The organism is Hanstruepera marina (assembly GCF_019880635.1).
Classification (GTDB): Bacteria; Bacteroidota; Bacteroidia; order Flavobacteriales; family Flavobacteriaceae; genus Hanstruepera; species Hanstruepera marina.
On sequence record NZ_JAINVX010000001.1, the window covers coordinates 914765 to 931108 of the forward strand.

Sequence of the window (16344 nt, forward strand, 5' to 3'; positions counted from 1 at the left end):
TAATAAATTATTGTCTTACAAAGTCAGCCATGTATGATCTGTTACCAGCACTGAATGTAATCCAGTATTCCATGTTGAAATCTAAAGTCGTTTGATCAACAGCACCATCAGGACCTGTTAGATTTGTACCATAAACCTCATTTGAATAATAACCTTGCGCTAGGCCTTGTAAAGGAACAAATACCTCTCCACAGATATCTTCAAAGTTTAAAGATGAATCTGGTGCAGAACCGATACCATTGGTACCCCATAACCCTGTACTCTCTGTTTCAAAGTAATTTGGGCCTACTAATGTAATTGCTTCAGGACGTACTGTTTGTGCTCCATCATCTCTTGTAGTTGTAAGAGTATAGTTACCTTCAAGTTGAGAACTACAACCTACAAAAGTAATACGCAATAAGTTTAACTCATTAATTGTTCCAATATTTGCGGCATTCCCTTCAACACTAGTAAGTTCTAAAACTAATTCTGTAGGAACATTTGGATCTAATCCACCAGTATTTAAAAGGATATTGAATAAACCGAAATCTTGACCAGCTGGAATTACTAATTGACCAGTGTTTTCAAGAAAATCAAATTCTTGACCTTCAGTAGCTGTAGATTCTGGGCTAATAATATAGTTAATTACCAAATCAGAATTTGAAGGAGTTCCATCTTGACCACCCACTAAATTTACTGGGTAAGAACGCTCGATAGCACCTATGTCTTCGAACCAACTTTCATTTGCTACATTTTGATTGAAACCTACCACATAAGGTGTGTTTCCAGCAGCATCTAACTTCGCATCTTCATCATCAACAAGGCACGATACGCTCAATAATGATGAGATGAAAATAACCGATAATAATTTAATTTTTTTCATAATACACATTTTTTTTTAATTAATTGTTATCCCAGAAAATATGAGTATTGAAAGCGTCTGAAGACGTTTGTGCTGGTACATTACCACCATTACCAATATATTCTGAAGAAGGATATAATAATCTATTAGGTTTTGATGACTGTTGAGCTGTTTGAGCTAAAGGTACCATTGGGTAACCTGTTCTAGTCATCTCTATCCAAGATTCTATTGCATTAATTCCATTAGTAGCAATCCATTTTTGCGTCATAATGGCTTCAAGTTTGTTTGTAGATGCATCCCATCCTATTTCAGGAACAATATTACTAGCCGCTACATAGGCAGAACCATCTAGACCATAGTGAGCGAATGAAGCCATAATACCTGCTTCAAAAAATGCTTTTGCATTACCTGAAATATAACCTCTTTCTGCAGCTTCAGCTTGTAAGAAGAAGCTTTCTGCAGCTAACATTACATAGGCATCTTGAGTATCATCAACCAATAAACCTGTTCCTAAAGCAGAAATTTCATCTGGAATAGCAGGATCATTACTATCAATACCTTGATCAACACCTACAACAGCACCTCCAATTGGCTCATATATGTAATCAATTCTTGGGTCATAAACACCAGTTAAGGTGCCATCTAAAAATTCTTGAGCATATAAAGAACATCTAATGAAACGATTAGTAGTTGTTGGGTTTCCTTCAACATCATAGCCATAAGTAGCATAGAAAGGATTTTGACGTCCTGAATCATTAGCAAAACCTGGGTTTAAAGTTGCAGAAGATGTAATAAAATCTTGATCTAATGAATTGAATTGACTATTTAGATAAGTAGCAGTTTCTCCATCTGTTTCAGCCAAAGTAGCTTGACGCATTAAAATACGTAACTTAAGCGTGTTTGCAAATCTAACCCAATCACTCATTGAACCACCATAAATAATATCTTCAGCACCTACTGGAATAGTAGCTACAGTATTATTATTAATTAAATCGACAGCATCATTAATTTCATCAATTAAGCTTCTGTATATTGCTTGGTCATCATCATAAGCTGGAGCAGGATTTAACCCACCTTGAAATGCTTGAGTATAAGGACAGTCACCATAGATATCTACAATATATTGCATGTAGAATGATTTCATGATTTTAGCAATTGCCTTATGATTTTCATAATTTTCAAATGGGCTATCAATAATGGCTTGATAGTTTGCACTTCTTAAATATAATTGATCCCAAATCGTGTTGTAGAACGTACTTGTGATAATTAATTGATATTCTTCATTGAATCCACCAGTAAACGAATTTACGTTTGCAGACCAATTGTTCATGAATACGTTTCCTAAACGATTCATTGTTCCTCCTTGAATTGAATTTGTTCTGGACATTGCTGCAGGTAAAATTAAATCTGGAGTTACCTGTTCATTTGTTGGACTATCTTGAGGATCATTCACATCCAAATAATCTGAACATGAAGTAGCAACAAAGCCTACTAAAACAGCAATTGTTAATAATTTAAATATATTTTTCATTTTCTATTTTTTTTAAAATGTTATGTTAAGGTTGAAACCAAGCGATCTAGTAGTAGGATATTGGTTGATAGCCGCAAGACCTTGACCATTTCCTGTAGTATTAGATGTTTCAGGATCGTTATAACTTCTATTTTCTTTAGGTAAAACTGTAAATGGATTTCTAGCATTTACACCTACTATAATATTACTTATAGCAGTCTTCTCTAACATTTTTGTAGGAAGTGTATAAGATAATGAAAGTTCTCTGACTTTAAATGCAGTTGCATCTAAAACAAAGTTTTCAGTTACAGTATAGTAATCATTAGAATAATAGTTCAATAATGAAGAGTAACTAGTTCCACCTGTAATGATACCAGTGTTAGCTTCGTAAACACCTGGAGATGTTTCGATAGCAGAATTAGGATAAATGAATCCACCATTACGTCCATGTTCCGCTGATTCTATTAAGTGACCAGACCATGATAACCATGATTTGGCACCAGACCAGAATTGGTGACCAGTTCTATAATCCATAGTAGCACCTAATCTAATACCTTTGTAAGTGAAAGATGTGTTTAAACCAAGAATGTAATCTGGATTAGACTTACCTAAAACTTGTAAATCTGATGTTACTCGTGGAGTACCAGTAGTAGGATCAATTAACACACGACCTTGAGGGTCTCTTTCATAGGCAGCACCTTTGATGATTGGGAATTCTTCACCAACAATTGCAAAAATACCAACTGGATTTGCATTGTTAGGGAATGCTTGAATAGCCAATTCATCTACTTCACCGTTAATAGACTTAACAATAGTTTCGTTTGTAGCATATGAAAGTCTCATATCCCAACGGAAACCTCTTGGGTCAGCAGACCAAAATGGTTTAACACCTAAATCAATTTCATAACCTTTAGTTTCAGTTTCACCAATGTTTACAGTATTGTTACTGATACCTGATGCAAAAGAAGTTGAAGAGTTATTAATTTGGTTAGAACCATCTTGAATATAGTAAGATGCATCTAATGTAATTCTATCATTAAGGAATCCTAAGTTTAAGTTAAACTCTAAAGACTCTAAAAACTCTGGCTCTAAAAATGGATCTGTAATACCTGTTGGCTGTACAAACGCATTTAGAGTACCATAAGGATAACCAGGAGCTGAAGCGTAAGTTGGAACAATAGCGCTAGCACCAATTGAACCATCATTACCTACACGTACCCAACTCGCAGCAACTTTCATGAAGTTTAAGACATCACCACCAAAATTATCAAATGCCTTTGTCGGAATAAATGATACACCAACAGAAGGGTAGAAGAATGAATTGTTAGAAGGATCTAAAACAGAAGTCCAGTCATTTCTAGCAGTAATATTTAAGAATAAGAAATCATCATATCCAAAGTCAGCTTGTCCAAAAACAGCTGTTCTTCTGATACGACTTCTTGAATTACTAACAGTCGGTGTACCTGTAACATTACTAATGTTGTAGAAACCAGGTACTGTTAAATTAATACCACTGTTTGCAACTTGGGCAAATCTTTGATCACGTAAGTTGTGACCTAAAGTAACATTCATGTTGATTTTTTCAGTTAAATCGTAATTGAATGTTAAAAATAAATCACCATAATAACTCATAAAGTTACTAGAATAATCACCGTAAGCTGATTGAGTAGTATAATCACCACCACCAACATTTAAAGTGTCTACAACTCCATTTACATAGTTGAAACCTGAACGACCTGTAGTATTAATGTTACCAGTATAACGTACATTAATATGCTCGTTAAACTCATAGCCAAGGTTTAAAATACCAATTAAACGGTCAGTTCTATCTTCTCTTCTCTCATTATCTCTAATCCAATATGGACTACGGTAATAAGATGTCCAGTGTGTTGCATTATTAGGATCTGAAAACTCCTCTACTGGAATATTAGTAGCTGTTTGCAATAATTCAGTATATAATGTACCAGTAGATTGCTCTGTTTTATTATTTAAGTAAGAAATGTTACCTTCTAAAGACCACTTACCAACTTTCTTACCTCCTTTGAAGTTGAAAGTACTACTATTAGACTCATCACCTTGAATCACAAATTCCTTATCAATCTTGTTAGCAGACAAATAAACATATCCATCTTCTAAACTACCAGCTGATAGAGATAATGTATTTTGGTAAGTTGTTCCTGTTTGAAAGAACTCCTTGATGTTATCATCAATAGGACTATATGGGAAATAACGGTAAGTACCATCTTCTAAAGGAAGACCAACAGGTACTAATTGACCATCAAATTCTGGACCCCAACCACCATTTTCATATGATGTATGAACTCCATTCCATCCTTGTCCATAACGAGTTTGTCTTTGTGGGATGTATGCTATGTCTTCAAAAGATGCAGCAGAATTAAACTGAATAGTCATTTTTTCAGACTGGTTACCTTTTTTAGTTGTTACAATTAAGGCACCGTTAGCACCAGCAGAACCATATAACGCAGCACCATTCGCACCTTTAATAACGTTAACCGATTCAATTAAGTTTGGATCGATGCTTGAAAGTACACTTCCGTTAGAAATAACACCATCAATAACTACTAATGCTTGGTTGTTTTGTGTTAAAGATCTACTACCACGTAACTGAATACGAGTAGATTGGTTTACACCACTATTAGTAGTGTTAATTTGTAAACCAGATACTTTACCAGATAAACCTTGTACCAAATCAGGGTTTTGAGCTTGAACAAGTTCTTCACTCTTTACAACTTGGTTTGCTGTAGTTAATTCATCTTGCTTTCTCTTAATACCTAAAGCTGTAATAACAACCTCATCAAGTGCATCGGCATCAACCGTCATTGCAAAGCTAATGTTGTTTGCTGCACCAACTGTCATTTCTTGAGTAGTGTAGCCTAAAAAGGAATAAGATAATACATCTCCAGTATTCGCACCAATAGTATAATTACCATCAAAATCGGTTTGAGTACCAGTAGTTGTACCTTTTACAATAATATTAACTCCGGGAAGCGGCAATCCGTTTTCATCGGATATAGTTCCTGAAATTGTTTTTTCTTGCGCAAACGTAAGTTGCACAACAAACGCTAGGAATAGCGTTAAAATTCCACTAAACTTTGTTTTCATTTTATATTTTATTTGAATTAGTCTACGCCAAAAATCATAATAAAAAGTTAATTAAACAATAATTAAGGGTTAAAATTTTAATTTTTTTTTCAAAAAACCGCTTTTAATGTACTGTAATTCTTAAAAAATTGCCGATAAACTTATATGAATTTGAGAATTTGATAGTTTGAAATTTTGATTTTCAGACTTTCCGTTTGCATAATTAAACTTTAACAATCCTGCATTGGTAAGAATGCCAAAGCCAAAACCCAAACTATATAGCTTTTCTTTTTGATTTATGATGTCATTTTCAAAATAGGCGACATCTATTATGGAATGAAGATAGAAATTAGAACTCAATAAGTATCTGTATTCTGTATTAAGTAAAGCATAAAAGGTGGCGTTTAAACTGTTTTCATTAAAACCACGAATGGAATTTATACCACCAAAACGTACTAATTCATTTTCTAGATAATCATCAGAAAATAAACTTATGTTCTTTAGCCTAACAAAAATACTGTTTCTTTTGTTAAGGTTGAAAATCTTTAATGCTTCCAATGAATATTCAAATTGATTAGTTGAGGAGCTTTCAAGTTTTCTACGTCCAGTCCCTAACTCTACATCAATTAATGCATTGTTGCGAAATAGTCTACTTTGGTTTTGTCGGAGTATAAACTCATACCTTACATTGTAAAATGTGGTTTTGTAATCTTGGATTAAGGGGTCGCTGTTTTCTTGATTTAAAAGATCGCTTGACTGTATGGCTTTTAAGCCTAAGGCTATTCTGTTCTTAGGGTTAATTTGATAGTACGATTTCAACCTTTGGTAAGAAGTAGTGAAAGAGGAGTCTTTCCTGAAAATGTTTAATTCACCTTCAATCCCAATTGGAGTTTGAAATAGGTAGGGTAAAAAAAGCTTAACATCAAAGGTCCTTAAGTCATTTTCGTCGCTCTTGTATTTTAGCGTAAATGATTCTCCAAGATTCAAATTGTTGACAAGTTGCAAATCTAAATAACCATTAAATTCAAGTTTGTTAGTGTTTTCATTTGTTCCAAATCCAAGAAACCCATCAAAAGCATTGCTTTTGTTTTTCTCAATATATAAATAGAGTATGGTCGAATCTTTTGAAAATAGTATTTCAGGTTCTTTTAACTGGTTGGCAAAAGGCAGTTCATTAAGTTGCTGAGTTTTATTTTTAATTTCTGTTAAATTCAAAACATCACTGGTTTTAATTTTTAGGTAATGTTTTAAATAAGATTTTGGAAACTTATCGTAACCGCGAACTATAATTTTATCTATCGTTCGAGATTCAGCAGTATTGGCTATTGCCAAGTTAGCCTCTAAACTGCTGTCACTGGTTTTTATTATGTTGTCAAGTTTTAATTCGGCAAAAGGGAGTCCTTTTTCAGATATTTTTAGATTAATAAATTCAAGAGCATTTTCAATGTTACTGAAATCCAATATGAATGCCTCTTCTGTTACGTTTTCCGAAACCTGATTCAGTATTGCTTTTGTAACCAGACTTTCATCATAATATACTTTGATGAAATTAAATCTTTTATTTAATTCCATTGTGGCAGAAAATAAAGAGTCGTTAACTTTGGATATCGAGCCCTTATGGCTTTCAATATAGCCTAATGTATTAATGGTGCGATAAAGCGTGTCGAGTTCTTTTTCTATTGATGAAAAATCACGATGCATTTTAGTGTACCCAATGGAATCTATCTTGGCTGTTTCAAGGCTGTCTATTCCAGTAACTATTAACTGGAGATTTTGGCATAACGCTATTGAAGAAAAACCTATATATATAATAAGGAGTAGTAGAAAAGTTTTTCGCACGTTTTAATTAAGGTTTTGAATTGTAAAATTAACGTAAAAACTATAGTTAAAATATAATGTGTTAGAGTATTTTTATTTTATACTGAAAATTAATCTATTAACATTTGAAAAATTCAAATTAATTTCTACCTTTGCAGCCCTCAAAAGTGAGGTTAAACAAAATTTATATAGAAATATATGCCAACAATTTCACAATTAGTACGAAAAGGAAGAGCCAAAATAACCAAGAAGAGTAAATCGGCTGCTTTAGATTCGTGTCCACAAAGACGTGGGGTTTGTACGCGTGTTTACACAACTACACCTAAGAAACCAAACTCGGCAATGCGTAAAGTTGCAAGGGTAAGGTTAACTAATGGTAAGGAAGTGAATGCTTACATCCCAGGAGAAGGTCACAACTTACAAGAGCACTCGATAGTATTGGTTAGAGGTGGAAGGGTAAAAGATTTGCCAGGAGTTAGATATCACATTGTTCGTGGTGCTTTAGACACAGCAGGTGTTGCAGGTAGAACACAACGTAGATCTAAATATGGTGCAAAACGCCCTAAAAAGTAATTAAAGAACTTTAAGAAGAAGACATGAGAAAAAGACAAGCGAAAAAAAGACCGCTTTTACCAGATCCACGTTTTAACGATCAGTTAGTAACACGTTTCGTTAACATGATGATGTGGGATGGTAAAAAGTCAGTAGCTTTTAAAGTATTTTATGATGCGATTGACATTGTAGAAGAAAAGAAAACTGACGACGAAAAAACAGCTTTAGAAACTTGGAAGGATGCGTTATCAAATGTGATGCCACACGTGGAAGTGCGTAGTCGTCGTGTAGGTGGTGCAACATTCCAAATTCCAATGCAAATTCGTCCAGACCGTAAAGTTTCAACTGCAATGAAATGGCTAATTGGCTATTCACGTAAAAGAAACGAAAAATCTATGGCTCAAAAACTTGCTGCTGAAATTTTAGCTGCTGCTAAAGAAGAAGGTGCAGCTGTTAAGAAGCGTGTAGACACACACAAGATGGCAGAAGCAAACAAAGCATTCTCACACTTTAGATTTTAATTTACGATGGCACAAAGAGATTTAAAATATACAAGAAATATAGGTATTGCTGCACATATTGATGCAGGTAAAACAACAACTACAGAGCGTATTCTTTTTTACACGGGTGTTTCTCATAAAATAGGTGAAGTGCACGATGGTGCTGCAACTATGGATTGGATGGAGCAAGAGCAGGAAAGAGGTATTACAATTACTTCAGCTGCTACAACCTGTACTTGGAACTTTCCGTTAGAAAATGGTCAGCCTACTGATGAAACTAAAGGTTATCACTTTAATATTATCGATACTCCTGGTCACGTTGATTTTACGGTTGAAGTAAACCGTTCATTACGTGTTCTAGATGGTTTGGTATTCTTGTTTAGTGCAGTTGATGGTGTTGAGCCGCAATCTGAAACTAACTGGAGATTGGCTGATAACTATAAAGTACCAAGAATTGGTTTCGTTAATAAAATGGACCGTCAAGGGTCAAACTTTTTAGCAGTTTGCCAACAAGTAAAAGATATGTTGAAATCAAACGCAGTGCCAATTGTTTTAAACATTGGTGATGAGATTGACTTTAAAGGTATTGTTGATTTAGTAAAAAACAGAGCAATCGTTTGGCATGATGAGACTCAAGGGGCAACTTTTGATGTTATTGAAATTCCAGACGAATTAAAAGAGGAAGCGAGAAAGTATAGAGCTTTACTTATTGAAGAAGTAGCTACTTACGATGAGAACTTATTAGAAAAGTTCATGGAAGACGAAGATTCTATTACTGAAGAGGAAGTGCATGCTGCGCTTCGTGCTGCTGTAATGGATATGGCTATTATTCCAATGATTTGTGGTTCTTCATTTAAAAATAAAGGGGTACAGTTCTTATTAGATGCTGTATGTCGTTATTTGCCTTCTCCAACAGATAGAGATAATATTGTAGGTACAAATCCTGATACTGGTGCTGACGAAGTTCGTAAGCCAGATGTAAAAGATCCGTTCTCTGCATTGGCATTTAAAATTGCTACCGATCCTTTCGTAGGTCGTTTAGCATTCTTCCGTGCATATTCAGGTCGTTTAGATGCTGGTTCTTATATTTTGAACAACCGTTCAGGCAAGAAAGAGCGTATCTCTCGTATCTATCAAATGCACTCTAATAAGCAAAATGCTATTGATTTTATTGAAGCTGGAGATATTGGTGCTGCTGTAGGATTTAAGGATATTAAAACAGGTGATACATTATCTGATGAGAAAGCACCTATCGTTTTAGAATCTATGGATTTCCCAGATCCTGTAATTGGTATCGCAGTTGAACCTAAAACAAAAGCTGATGTTGATAAACTAGGTATGGCTTTAGGTAAATTGGCAGAAGAAGATCCAACATTTACAGTTAGAACAGACGAGGCTTCAGGACAGACAATTATCTCTGGAATGGGTGAGCTTCATTTAGATATTATTGTTGACCGTCTTAAGCGTGAGTTTAAGGTTGAAGTAAATCAAGGTCAACCGCAAGTAGAGTACAAAGAAGCTATTACACAACGTGCAGAACACAGAGAGGTTTACAAAAAGCAATCTGGTGGACGTGGTAAATTTGCTGATATTGTATTTACTATAGAACCAGCTGAAGAAGGTAAAGAAGGTTTAGAATTTGTTTCAGAAATTAAAGGTGGTAATGTTCCTAAAGAATTTATACCTTCAATTGAAAAAGGATTCACAATGGCTATGCAAAACGGACCTTTGGCAGGATACGAAGTTGATGCTATGAAAGTAACATTAACGGATGGTTCTTACCATGACGTGGATTCGGATCAATTATCATTTGAATTGGCAGCAAAACTTGGATTTAAGAATGCTGCAAAAGCTGCAAAAGCTGTAATTATGGAGCCTATGATGAAACTTGAGGTTATTACACCTGAAGAAAACATGGGTGATATTGTAGGAGATTTAAACCGTCGTAGAGGACAAGTAAGTGATATGGGTGACAGAGCTGGTGCTAAAACAGTAAAAGCTATTGTTCCATTATCTGAAATGTTTGGATATGTTACAACATTAAGAACATTGTCTTCTGGACGTGCAACATCAACAATGGAATTTTCACACTATGCTGAAACTCCTTCTAACATATCTGAAGAAGTAATAAAGGCGGCTAAAGGCGTTGAAGCTTAAATCTAAAGAAAAATGAGTCAGAAAATTAGAATAAAATTAAAGTCTTACGATCACAATTTAGTAGATAAGTCTGCTGACAAGATTGTAAAAACAGTAAAAAGTACAGGTGCTGTTGTAACAGGTCCAATTCCGTTACCAACTCACAAGAAAATTTTCACTGTATTACGTTCACCTCACGTAAACAAGAAGTCAAGAGAACAATTTCAATTAAGCTCTTATAAGAGATTATTAGATATTTACTCGTCTTCTTCAAAGACTATCGATGCTTTAATGAAACTTGAATTGCCAAGTGGTGTTGAAGTAGAGATCAAGGTGTAAGTAAGGCGCAGAAACATGTCCTTAACGATGGTTAGGGAAAAACGGAAAAAATACAATTCAAGGCTGAAACGTATTTTTCAGCCTTGAGTTTTAATAAATAGAATAGTAACAATTAATAATTAATTAAATATGTCTGGGTTAATAGGAAAAAAAATCGGTATGACCAGCATTTTCGATGAGAATGGAAAAAACATTCCATGTACAGTAATCGAAGCTGGCCCATGTATCGTTACCCAAGTCAGAACTGAAGAAGTTGACGGTTATAATGCTGTACAACTTGGTTTCGATGACGCGACAGAAAAAAGTGCTACCAAAGCTGATTTAGGTCATGCTAAGAAAGCAGGAACTTCTGTAAAACGCAAAGTTGTTGAGTTTAAAGGTTTTGAGGAGGAGTACAAGTTAGGTGATGCAATTACAGTTGAGCACTTTGCTGAAGGAGAGTTCGTTGATGTTTCAGGAACTTCGAAAGGTAAAGGCTTTCAAGGGGTTGTTAAACGTCACGGTTTTGGTGGTGTAGGTCAAGCTACCCACGGTCAACATAACCGTTTAAGAGCGCCAGGTTCTATTGGTGCCGCTTCTTATCCTGCAAGAGTATTCAAAGGAATGCGCATGGCTGGAAGAATGGGAGGTGAAACAGTTAAAGTTCAAAATTTAAGAGTTTTAAAAGTAGTTGCTGAAAAGAATCTGCTTGTTGTTAAAGGATGTGTTCCTGGACACAAAAACGCTTATGTAATTATTAGAAAGTAATGAAAGTAGCAGTTGTAGATATTAACGGTAAAGACACAGGCAGAAAGGTTGAACTTTCTAAAGATGTGTTTGCTATTGAGCCTAATAATCATGCGGTTTATTTGGATGTTAAACAATATTTAGCAAATCAAAGACAAGGGACTCATAAAGCAAAAGAGCGTGCTGAAATAGCTGGAAGTACGCGTAAGATCAAAAAACAAAAGGGAACAGGTACTGCTAGAGCAGGTAGTATTAAGTCTGGTGTTTTTAAAGGTGGTGGGCGTATGTTTGGTCCAAGACCTAGAAACTATGGTTTTAAGTTAAATAAAAACGTGAAGCGTTTGGCTCGTAAATCAGCTTTAACAATGAAAGCTAACGAGAAGTCAATTGTTGTATTGGAAGACTTTAATTTCGATACTCCAAAGACCAAAAACTTCACTGCAGTTTTGAAGGCTTTAGACCTAGAAAACAAAAAATCTCTCTTTGTGTTGGGTGCGTCAAATAATAATGTATATTTGTCGTCACGCAATTTGAAAGGCTCTGAAGTTGTAACTAATTCAGAATTAAGTACTTATAAAATACTTAATGCAAATCAAGTTGTGCTTTTAGAGAGTTCTTTAGAAGGAATTGAAACGAATTTAAGTAAATAAGAAACAGATGAATATCTTAATTAAACCCATAATCACGGAAAAAGCGACTGCAGATAGCGAGTTAAGAAACTGCTATACATTCGCTGTGAATACAAAGGCGAACAAGGTAGAAATCAAAAAAGCGGTGGAAGCTGCTTATGGCGTTTCTGTTGAAAAAGTTCGTACTATAAATGTCCGTCCAGATAGAAGTACCAAGTACACAAAAACTGGTATTCAACATGGTAAAACAAATGCTGTTAAAAAAGCAATTGTACAACTGGCGGAAGGTGAAATGATTGATTTATACAGTAACATGTAATTAAAGACAAATGTCAGTAAGAAAATTAAAACCAATCACACCAGGGCAGCGTTTTAGAGTAGTAAATGGGTATGACGCCATAACTACTGATAAGCCGGAGAAAAGTTTATTAGCTCCGAAAAAAAGGTCTGGTGGTAGAAACAGTCGCGGAAAAATGACCATGCGCTACATAGGTGGTGGTCATAAGAAAAGGTATCGTATTATCGATTTTAAACGTAACAAAACTGGAATTCCAGCGGAAGTTAAGTCTATCGAATACGATCCAAACAGAACAGCGTTTATTGCGTTGTTGAACTATCAAGATGGTGAGAAAAGATACATCATTGCCCAAAATGGCTTACAAGTAGGTCAAACTATTGTTTCAGGAAATGAGAATATCGCTCCTGAAATTGGTAATGCAATGCCGTTATCTAAAATTCCTTTAGGAACAATTATTTCTTGTGTAGAATTACGTCCTGGTCAAGGAGCTGTCATGGCTCGTAGTGCAGGTACATTTGCACAGTTAATGGCGCGTGAAGGTAAATTTGCAACCATTAAGTTGCCATCTGGTGAAACACGTTTAATATTAGCTGATTGTATGGCTACTATAGGTGTTGTGTCTAATTCAGACCATCAATTACTTGTATCAGGTAAAGCTGGTAGAACAAGATGGTTAGGAAGAAGACCACGTACAAGACCAGTTGTTATGAACCCTGTTGATCACCCAATGGGTGGTGGTGAAGGTAAGTCTTCTGGTGGACACCCACGTTCTAGAAATGGTATACCTGCTAAAGGTTATAGAACCCGTTCTAAAACAAAAGCGAGTAATAAATATATTGTAGAACGTAGAAAGAAATAATAAGTCATGTCAAGATCATTAAAAAAAGGACCTTACGTTCATTATAAATTAGAGAAGAAAGTAGCTGCTAACGTAGAAGCTAACAAAAAAACGGTTATCAAAACATGGTCAAGAGCCTCTATGATAACGCCAGATTTTGTTGGTCAAACTATTGCAGTACATAACGGACGCCAATTTGTTCCAGTTTACGTAACTGAAAACATGGTAGGACATAAGTTAGGAGAATTTTCACCTACAAGATCTTTTAGAGGTCACGCAGGTGCTAAAAATAAAGGTAAAAAGTAGTAAGCTATGGGAAGTCGTAAAAAACAAATGGCAGACGCTATTAAGGAAGGAAAAAAGCAAGTTGCTTTTGCAAAACTTAATAACTGTCCTACGTCACCGAGAAAAATGCGTTTAGTAGCCGATTTAGTAAGAGGTGAAAGCGTAGAAAAAGCGCTTAATATTTTAAAATTTAGCCAAAAAGAAGCGTCTAATCGTTTAGAGAAATTGTTATTGTCTGCAATTGCAAACTGGCAAGCTAAAAACGAAGATGCTAGCATTGAAGAGGCTGAATTATTTGTTAAGGAGATTAGAGTTGATGGCGGAACAATGTTAAAAAGATTGCGTCCAGCACCTCAAGGTCGTGCACATAGAATTAGAAAACGTTCAAACCATGTAACATTAGTGGTTGGAGCTAACAATAACACACAAGCTTAAATAGAGATATGGGACAAAAAACAAATCCAATCGGAAATCGTTTAGGAATTATCAGAGGATGGGAATCTAACTGGTACGGAGGAAATGATTATGGCGATAAACTTGCCGAAGACGATAAGATCAGAAAGTACGTTCACGCACGTCTATCTAAAGCTAGTGTTTCTAGAGTAATTATAGAAAGAACTTTAAAACTTGTAACCGTTACTATCACAACGGCTCGTCCTGGTATCATTATTGGTAAAGGCGGTCAAGAGGTAGACAAGTTAAAAGAAGAACTTAAGAAAATTACCGGAAAAGAAGTTCAGATCAACATTTTTGAAATCAAAAGACCTGAACTAGATGCATTTTTAGTAGCATCAAGTATTGCTCGTCAAATAGAAAACAGAATTTCTTACCGTCGTGCAATAAAAATGGCTATCGCTGCTACAATGCGCATGAATGCTGAAGGAATTAAAATCCAAATCAGTGGTCGTTTAAATGGTGCCGAAATGGCACGTAGCGAGCACTACAAAGAAGGACGTATTCCTTTATCAACGTTTAGAGCCGATATTGATTATGCTTTAGTTGAGGCACATACTACTTACGGTAGATTAGGTGTTAAAGTATGGATCATGAAAGGTGAAGTATATGGTAAAAGAGAACTTTCTCCGCTTGTTGGTTTATCTAAAAAGCAAGGAAAAGGTGGACGTGGTGGAAGAGATAACAAATCACGTCGTAGAAAGTAATTTTTTAAAGAAAAGAAAGCATGTTACAGCCTAAAAGAACAAAATTTCGTAAGCAACAAAAGGGTCGCATGAAAGGTAATGCCGGAAGAGGGCATCGTTTATCAAGTGGAACCTTTGGTATAAAGTCGTTAGACTCAAGTTTTATTACAGCACGTCAGATTGAAGCTGCGCGTATTGCTGCTACTCGTTACATGAAAAGGGAAGGATCTATCTGGATTAAAATATTTCCAGACAAGCCTATTACAAAGAAACCTCTTGAAGTACGTATGGGTAAAGGTAAAGGTGCCGTTGAATATTGGGCAGCTGTTGTTAAGCCAGGCCGTATACTTTTTGAAGTAGGTGGTGTACCGTTAGATGTTGCTAAAGAAGCATTACGTTTAGCTGCGCAAAAGTTGCCAGTTAAAACTAAATTTATAATTGCTAGAGATTACGAAGCATAATTTATTTATACGATGAAACAATCAGAAGTAAAAGAATTATCAGTAGCTGAGTTACAAGAGAAACTTGGTGAGACAAAAAAGAGTTATTCAGAAATGAAATTGGCTCATGCAATTTCTCCTCTAGAGAATCCAATTCAGTTACGTTCAGTAAGAAGAACTATAGCTAGAATTGCGACAGAATTAACAAAAAGAGAATTACAATAATTCTGCAGAAAGATGGAAACAAGAAATTTAAGAAAAGAACGTATAGGAATTGTTACTAGTAATAAAATGCAGAAATCTATTGTAGTTTCTGAAGTTAAGAAAGTAAAACACCCTATGTATGGAAAGTTCGTGTTAAAGACAAAGAAATATGTTGCGCACGACGAGACAAACGATTGTAACATTGGAGATACTGTAAAGATCATGGAAACAAGACCTATGAGTAAATCTAAATGTTGGAGATTAGTTGAAATAATTGAAAGAGCGAAGTAATTATGGTACAGACTGAATCAAGATTAAAAGTAGCTGATAACACCGGAGCGAAAGAAGTTTTAACTATTCGCGTATTAGGTGGTACAAAAAGAAGATACGCTTCTGTAGGAGACAAAATTGTTGTTTCTGTTAAAGATGCAACTCCTAATGGAAACATTAAAAAAGGAGCTGTTTCTACTGCAGTAGTTGTACGTACTAGAAAAGAAGTAAGAAGACCAGACGGATCTTATATCCGTTTTGATGATAATGCATGTGTGTTATTAAACCCAACGGGTGAAATGAGAGGCACACGTGTTTTTGGTCCTGTTGCTAGAGAACTTCGTGATAAACAATTCATGAAAATTGTATCATTAGCACCTGAAGTGCTTTAATGAAAAATAAAATGACAAAGCTTAAAATTAAATCAGGAGATACTGTAAAAGTAATAGCTGGAGATCATAAAGGATCTGAAGGTAAAGTACTTCAAGTATTAATAGATAAGAACAAGGCGATTGTTGAGGGTGTAAACTTGGTGAAAAAACACATGAAACCAAGTGCGCAAAGTCCTCAAGGAGGAATCGTGGAAAAAGAAGCGGCTATTCATATTTCTAACTTATCGTTATTGACATCAAATGGTGAAGAGACACGAGTTGGATACAGAATGGAAGGCGATAAAAAAGTGAGATTTTCCAAAAAATCAAATGAAGTAATATAGTT

At 35.2% G+C, this 16344-nt stretch carries 20 protein-coding genes; 16 read left to right on the forward strand and 4 right to left on the reverse strand.

Translation table 11 applies throughout. The features are described from left to right. Positions 1-7: 7 nt before the first annotated feature. The 4 genes from K7G76_RS04240 to K7G76_RS04255 form a co-directional block, all read right to left on the reverse strand. Positions 8-862, reverse strand: coding sequence for a hypothetical protein (locus K7G76_RS04240; RefSeq protein WP_223032953.1), 855 nt, complete (start codon positions 860-862; stop codon positions 8-10). A 19-nt stretch (positions 863-881) separates the two neighbouring features. Further along, positions 882-2372 (reverse strand): SusD/RagB family nutrient-binding outer membrane lipoprotein, encoded by a 1491-nt coding sequence (locus tag K7G76_RS04245; RefSeq protein ID WP_223032954.1) that lies wholly within the window; start codon positions 2370-2372, stop codon positions 882-884. Positions 2373-2384: 12 nt separating this feature from the next. Continuing rightward, positions 2385-5474: a SusC/RagA family TonB-linked outer membrane protein gene (locus tag K7G76_RS04250; protein WP_223032955.1), complete on the reverse strand. Its 3090-nt coding sequence runs from the start codon at positions 5472-5474 to the stop codon at positions 2385-2387. Positions 5475-5594: 120 nt separating this feature from the next. Further along, on the reverse strand, positions 5595-7292 hold the full coding sequence (locus tag K7G76_RS04255; RefSeq protein WP_223032956.1) for a BamA/TamA family outer membrane protein: 1698 nt from the start codon (positions 7290-7292) through the stop codon (positions 5595-5597). Positions 7293-7469: 177 nt separating this feature from the next. On the opposite strand from K7G76_RS04255, the gene rpsL reads away from it, so the two are divergent. The 16 genes from rpsL (at position 7470) to rplX (ending at position 16342) form a co-directional block, all read left to right on the forward strand. Beyond that, positions 7470-7844 carry a 30S ribosomal protein S12 gene (rpsL, locus tag K7G76_RS04260; RefSeq protein WP_006795815.1) on the forward strand — a complete coding sequence of 125 codons (375 nt, stop codon included), beginning with the start codon at positions 7470-7472 and terminating at the stop codon, positions 7842-7844. 23 nt (positions 7845-7867) lie between these two features. Then, positions 7868-8344 (forward strand): 30S ribosomal protein S7, encoded by a 477-nt coding sequence (gene rpsG, locus K7G76_RS04265; protein WP_223032957.1) that lies wholly within the window; start codon positions 7868-7870, stop codon positions 8342-8344. Between the two features lie 6 nt (positions 8345-8350). Then, the gene (fusA, locus tag K7G76_RS04270; RefSeq protein ID WP_223032958.1) at positions 8351-10480 is read left to right on the forward strand and encodes an elongation factor G; all 2130 of its coding nucleotides are present in this window, start codon (positions 8351-8353) and stop codon (positions 10478-10480) included. A 12-nt stretch (positions 10481-10492) separates the two neighbouring features. Beyond that, complete coding sequence (gene rpsJ, locus K7G76_RS04275; RefSeq protein WP_007650482.1) at positions 10493-10798, forward strand: 30S ribosomal protein S10; 306 nt, start codon at positions 10493-10495, stop codon at positions 10796-10798. 129 nt (positions 10799-10927) lie between these two features. After that, a complete protein-coding gene (gene rplC, locus K7G76_RS04280) occupies positions 10928-11545 on the forward strand; it encodes a 50S ribosomal protein L3 (protein WP_223032959.1) in 618 nt (205 codons plus the stop codon). Continuing rightward, positions 11545-12174 (forward strand): 50S ribosomal protein L4, encoded by a 630-nt coding sequence (gene rplD / locus K7G76_RS04285; RefSeq protein WP_223032960.1) that lies wholly within the window; start codon positions 11545-11547, stop codon positions 12172-12174. Before rplC ends, rplD begins: the two co-directional genes overlap by 1 nt. A 7-nt stretch (positions 12175-12181) precedes the next feature. Beyond that, complete coding sequence (rplW, locus tag K7G76_RS04290) at positions 12182-12472, forward strand: 50S ribosomal protein L23 (protein WP_223032961.1); 291 nt, start codon at positions 12182-12184, stop codon at positions 12470-12472. Positions 12473-12482: 10 nt separating this feature from the next. Beyond that, complete coding sequence (gene rplB, locus K7G76_RS04295) at positions 12483-13310, forward strand: 50S ribosomal protein L2 (RefSeq protein WP_223032962.1); 828 nt, start codon at positions 12483-12485, stop codon at positions 13308-13310. A gap of 6 nt (positions 13311-13316) precedes the next feature. Further along, positions 13317-13595: a 30S ribosomal protein S19 gene (rpsS, locus tag K7G76_RS04300; RefSeq protein WP_072349809.1), complete on the forward strand. Its 279-nt coding sequence runs from the start codon at positions 13317-13319 to the stop codon at positions 13593-13595. A gap of 6 nt (positions 13596-13601) precedes the next feature. Beyond that, positions 13602-14009: a 50S ribosomal protein L22 gene (gene rplV, locus K7G76_RS04305; protein ID WP_223032963.1), complete on the forward strand. Its 408-nt coding sequence runs from the start codon at positions 13602-13604 to the stop codon at positions 14007-14009. An 8-nt stretch (positions 14010-14017) separates the two neighbouring features. Continuing rightward, a complete protein-coding gene (gene rpsC / locus K7G76_RS04310; protein ID WP_104735692.1) occupies positions 14018-14734 on the forward strand; it encodes a 30S ribosomal protein S3 in 717 nt (238 codons plus the stop codon). 20 nt (positions 14735-14754) lie between these two features. Continuing rightward, positions 14755-15174: a 50S ribosomal protein L16 gene (rplP, locus tag K7G76_RS04315; RefSeq protein ID WP_223032964.1), complete on the forward strand. Its 420-nt coding sequence runs from the start codon at positions 14755-14757 to the stop codon at positions 15172-15174. 12 nt (positions 15175-15186) lie between these two features. Next, the gene (gene rpmC, locus K7G76_RS04320; protein ID WP_223032965.1) at positions 15187-15378 is read left to right on the forward strand and encodes a 50S ribosomal protein L29; all 192 of its coding nucleotides are present in this window, start codon (positions 15187-15189) and stop codon (positions 15376-15378) included. 12 nt (positions 15379-15390) lie between these two features. After that, the gene (gene rpsQ, locus K7G76_RS04325) at positions 15391-15648 is read left to right on the forward strand and encodes a 30S ribosomal protein S17 (RefSeq protein WP_040492188.1); all 258 of its coding nucleotides are present in this window, start codon (positions 15391-15393) and stop codon (positions 15646-15648) included. A 2-nt stretch (positions 15649-15650) separates the two neighbouring features. After that, a complete protein-coding gene (gene rplN, locus K7G76_RS04330; RefSeq protein WP_103051232.1) occupies positions 15651-16019 on the forward strand; it encodes a 50S ribosomal protein L14 in 369 nt (122 codons plus the stop codon). 11 nt (positions 16020-16030) lie between these two features. Next, positions 16031-16342 (forward strand): 50S ribosomal protein L24, encoded by a 312-nt coding sequence (rplX, locus tag K7G76_RS04335; RefSeq protein WP_223032966.1) that lies wholly within the window; start codon positions 16031-16033, stop codon positions 16340-16342. Positions 16343-16344: the final 2 nt, after the last annotated feature.

What these genes read in the sequence shown, in the direction of transcription:
- rpsL (WP_006795815.1), top strand. Translation starts at nt 7,470, where the DNA reads ATGCCAACAATTTCACAATTAGTACGAAAAGGAAGAGCCAAAATAACC.
- rpsQ (WP_040492188.1), top strand. Translation starts at nt 15,391, where the DNA reads ATGGAAACAAGAAATTTAAGAAAAGAACGTATAGGAATTGTTACTAGT.
- rplD (WP_223032960.1), top strand. Translation starts at nt 11,545, where the DNA reads ATGAAAGTAGCAGTTGTAGATATTAACGGTAAAGACACAGGCAGAAAG.
- rplV (WP_223032963.1), top strand. Translation starts at nt 13,602, where the DNA reads ATGGGAAGTCGTAAAAAACAAATGGCAGACGCTATTAAGGAAGGAAAA.
- rpsJ (WP_007650482.1), top strand. Translation starts at nt 10,493, where the DNA reads ATGAGTCAGAAAATTAGAATAAAATTAAAGTCTTACGATCACAATTTA.
- K7G76_RS04250 (WP_223032955.1), bottom strand. Translation starts at nt 5,474, where the DNA reads ATGAAAACAAAGTTTAGTGGAATTTTAACGCTATTCCTAGCGTTTGTT.
- rplN (WP_103051232.1), top strand. Translation starts at nt 15,651, where the DNA reads ATGGTACAGACTGAATCAAGATTAAAAGTAGCTGATAACACCGGAGCG.
- rplP (WP_223032964.1), top strand. Translation starts at nt 14,755, where the DNA reads ATGTTACAGCCTAAAAGAACAAAATTTCGTAAGCAACAAAAGGGTCGC.
- rplC (WP_223032959.1), top strand. Translation starts at nt 10,928, where the DNA reads ATGTCTGGGTTAATAGGAAAAAAAATCGGTATGACCAGCATTTTCGAT.
- K7G76_RS04245 (WP_223032954.1), bottom strand. Translation starts at nt 2,372, where the DNA reads ATGAAAAATATATTTAAATTATTAACAATTGCTGTTTTAGTAGGCTTT.
- rpsS (WP_072349809.1), top strand. Translation starts at nt 13,317, where the DNA reads ATGTCAAGATCATTAAAAAAAGGACCTTACGTTCATTATAAATTAGAG.
- fusA (WP_223032958.1), top strand. Translation starts at nt 8,351, where the DNA reads ATGGCACAAAGAGATTTAAAATATACAAGAAATATAGGTATTGCTGCA.
- rplW (WP_223032961.1), top strand. Translation starts at nt 12,182, where the DNA reads ATGAATATCTTAATTAAACCCATAATCACGGAAAAAGCGACTGCAGAT.
- rplB (WP_223032962.1), top strand. Translation starts at nt 12,483, where the DNA reads ATGTCAGTAAGAAAATTAAAACCAATCACACCAGGGCAGCGTTTTAGA.
- rpsC (WP_104735692.1), top strand. Translation starts at nt 14,018, where the DNA reads ATGGGACAAAAAACAAATCCAATCGGAAATCGTTTAGGAATTATCAGA.
- rpmC (WP_223032965.1), top strand. Translation starts at nt 15,187, where the DNA reads ATGAAACAATCAGAAGTAAAAGAATTATCAGTAGCTGAGTTACAAGAG.
- rpsG (WP_223032957.1), top strand. Translation starts at nt 7,868, where the DNA reads ATGAGAAAAAGACAAGCGAAAAAAAGACCGCTTTTACCAGATCCACGT.
- K7G76_RS04240 (WP_223032953.1), bottom strand. Translation starts at nt 862, where the DNA reads ATGAAAAAAATTAAATTATTATCGGTTATTTTCATCTCATCATTATTG.
- rplX (WP_223032966.1), top strand. Translation starts at nt 16,031, where the DNA reads ATGACAAAGCTTAAAATTAAATCAGGAGATACTGTAAAAGTAATAGCT.